Genomic DNA, 2747 nt, shown 5'->3' on the forward strand with positions numbered 1-2747 from the left:
TATTCTTGTTCATCGCAACGGATTACATCCATTAATCCGCCTTCTGCTTTATTTCCGAATAGTGCCATGTTATTTTTTATTTTATGTTGAATATTTTTAAAATCAAATACGCAATTCCGCAACCTGCCATTATACCAAGCATTGACAAAACCCATTTAAACATAGCACTTGAAGTAGAATAAAGGCAAACAATATAACCGATGGTGTTGCTATTTTTTAGGTTGCTTTCCATTTGTGCTATTTCCTCAAATACTTTTTTGTCTGACCTATAAGAAGATTTTGCACGATTAATTATTTCCCTGTATTTGTTTCGCCAGTCAAATACATTCTTGTCTGCTCGAAATCCAATCTCAATTTTTGGTTGAATAAAATAAAGTAATTCTAAAATATCTTCCCTTGTATTTGGAACGGGAAAATTTTTAATTACATATTTTTGTTTGGCAGTAATGTCGTCTCGTCTTGCTGTTTCTTCGTCACCATATCCCCTGCCAACCATATGTTTATATGACTTTATTCCACATTCTGAAACAACATTATCCAATTTTTGAGATAACTCTTTAACAGAAGTATTTGCTCCTATGTTTCTAAACTCATAACCGCAATCACCGCAAACAGATGAAAAAGAATTTATTTGTGCATTACAAGAAGGACATTTTTTAACATCACCATATTTAACGGAATTGCTTTGTGAATTCCTTTGTAAAGCAAATAATTTTCCATCAAGCACAATTTCAAGTTCATCTTCGGCAACACCTAATTCCTTTGCCTTACGAAATAGAACAGTTCTTTCCTTGTCGGTCAATTGTCCGTCAGCAAGTGTAAGCTCAATTAGTTTTTCTAATTCAGAATTCATTTTAACCGATTAAACTTTTTATTTTATCAATAAATTCCTTTTCAAGTCCTTCAAGTTCACCGTCTGCCATTGCAAGTTTTGTTAGTTTTTCTACAACTTCATTTGCTCTTTCTTTTGAGCTAAATACAGTGTCGTTTTTTGACAATGGTGGTAAAGTTGCTGAATTCATTAAATCAAAAAGTTGTTGCTTTTCAGAATTTGTGAATTCTTCCAAGTGCCCAATTGCTTCTGACAATGATATTTTTTCTTCATCTTCAATTTTACCGTCAATTTTTGCAAGATGGATTAGTAAAGTGATTTCATTTTTCTTATCCTCTTTTGTTTTGAACCCTTTTGTTTTAAATAGTTTACCGAAAAATCCACCAACTGCTTTTGTTGCGTTACCTAAATCTTGTTTAAGTTGTTCGGGTTCACTATGGAAGATAATTTCAGGATTATCCCAAATATTCACAATAGTAAACTCGTGAACTGTATTAGTCAACATGTGTTTGTAACTTAATTCAACACATGGCACTACTTGATAATACATTTCCTCTTTCGTCACAAGTGGATAATTATTTTTATTTAGCCCCAAATCTTTTTCAAATATTTCAGCATATTCTTTGCTGAATTCATCATAATTTTCCTCAATCTTTTCATTTACTTTCTTGAATACAACTTGCCCTGATTGATTTGATTTTACATGTTTTGTAACATTATTGTCGGATATATTTAGTTTGTCACCTTTTAAAATTACTTTTTCATTTTCATTTTGGCTAACAAAACTGTCAACATAAACAACTTGTGCAACTATACCAATTGTAGCACATTCAGGACAATCTACTTTGCCATATCTTTCTTTGTCACCATAACAAACAGAGCATGTAATATCACCTTTACCCGAACAATCTCTACATTGCACTTCACCACGACCTGAACATTTATCACATTTTACTTCACCTTTTGTTCCGCAGTCTTTACATGCTATTTCGCCTTTACCATGACAGGTTTTGCATGAACGATACCTATCTCCATCTTTAATTTGTCCAGTTCCACCACAACCGCCAAGGTGTAAATTTTGACCAGACAAAACATTTCTTCCAATAAATCCACCTGCTCCACCACCACATTTTGTATATCCGTGACCCTTACATTCTTTACAAGTAATTTTCCCATCACCACCGCAATCTTTACAAGTTACTTTTCCATCACCATGGCAATCTGTACATGTCCAATTATGGCGACCATCACATTCGCTATCTGTACATTTTACATATTTTTCTCCTTTGCATTCTTCACAAGTTTCTTGATAGGTTAAATCAGGGAAGAAATATTTTTTTTGTTGCTTGGCAATTTCACCATTGGCTTCATCAAGCGGATAGTTAAAAGCGTCTTTTGCTTGATTGCTATTTGCACCTTTCCCCGTTATTTGGTAATTACTTTTTAGTGTTTCAAAAAGTTTATTAGAATTTATAGGAGCTTTATCTCCTAATTTCCCTTCCCCGCCTTCGAGTTCGGCAAAGTTGTCTTTTATAGCACCGTGTAACGGAAATTTTATTTGTTCAACTTGTCGTTCAACTTTTTCAAATTTCAATTTTGCGTAAACATAATTACCTCTTTTTACAGATTGACCATCTGTAATAATCATTTTATCAAATTTGTCCGGAGCAATTTTCTTAAGAGTATCCTTAATTTGAGCAACTGTAATTGGCTCAACTTGTTTTAAAGCGTTTTGTTTCATTTTGATATTTTTTTTAAATTATTACTTTATATATCATTGTTGTCCGATAAAAGTAAATAAAAAAGAAGCCATAAAAATGGCTTCTCAATTAAAATCGTAATTTAGAGTTGCAAAAATTCAAATAACGATGAGTAAAAGTAATTATTTTTCTAGTAAATCTGTTTTCGGACAGCT

At 32.5% G+C, this 2747-nt stretch carries 2 protein-coding genes; both read right to left on the reverse strand.

Annotation, left to right across the window (positions count from 1 at the left end; all coding sequences use genetic code 11):
• Positions 1-76 precede the first annotated feature (76 nt).
• A complete protein-coding gene (locus Q0Q99_RS02115; RefSeq protein ID WP_293890729.1) occupies positions 77-853 on the reverse strand; it encodes a hypothetical protein in 777 nt (258 codons plus the stop codon).
• Between the two features lies 1 nt (position 854).
• The gene (locus Q0Q99_RS02120) at positions 855-2573 is read right to left on the reverse strand and encodes a TerB family tellurite resistance protein (RefSeq protein ID WP_293890732.1); all 1719 of its coding nucleotides are present in this window, start codon (positions 2571-2573) and stop codon (positions 855-857) included.
• Between the last annotated feature and the right edge of the window lie 174 nt (positions 2574-2747).

This window comes from Flavobacterium sp., assembly GCF_025352425.1.
Classification (GTDB): domain Bacteria; phylum Bacteroidota; class Bacteroidia; order Flavobacteriales; family Flavobacteriaceae; genus Flavobacterium.

Excerpts from the sequence above, each read along its gene's own strand:
- Q0Q99_RS02115 (WP_293890729.1), bottom strand. The coding sequence starts at position 853 with ATGAATTCTGAATTAGAAAAACTAATTGAGCTTACACTTGCTGACGGA.
- Q0Q99_RS02120 (WP_293890732.1), bottom strand. The coding sequence starts at position 2,573 with ATGAAACAAAACGCTTTAAAACAAGTTGAGCCAATTACAGTTGCTCAA.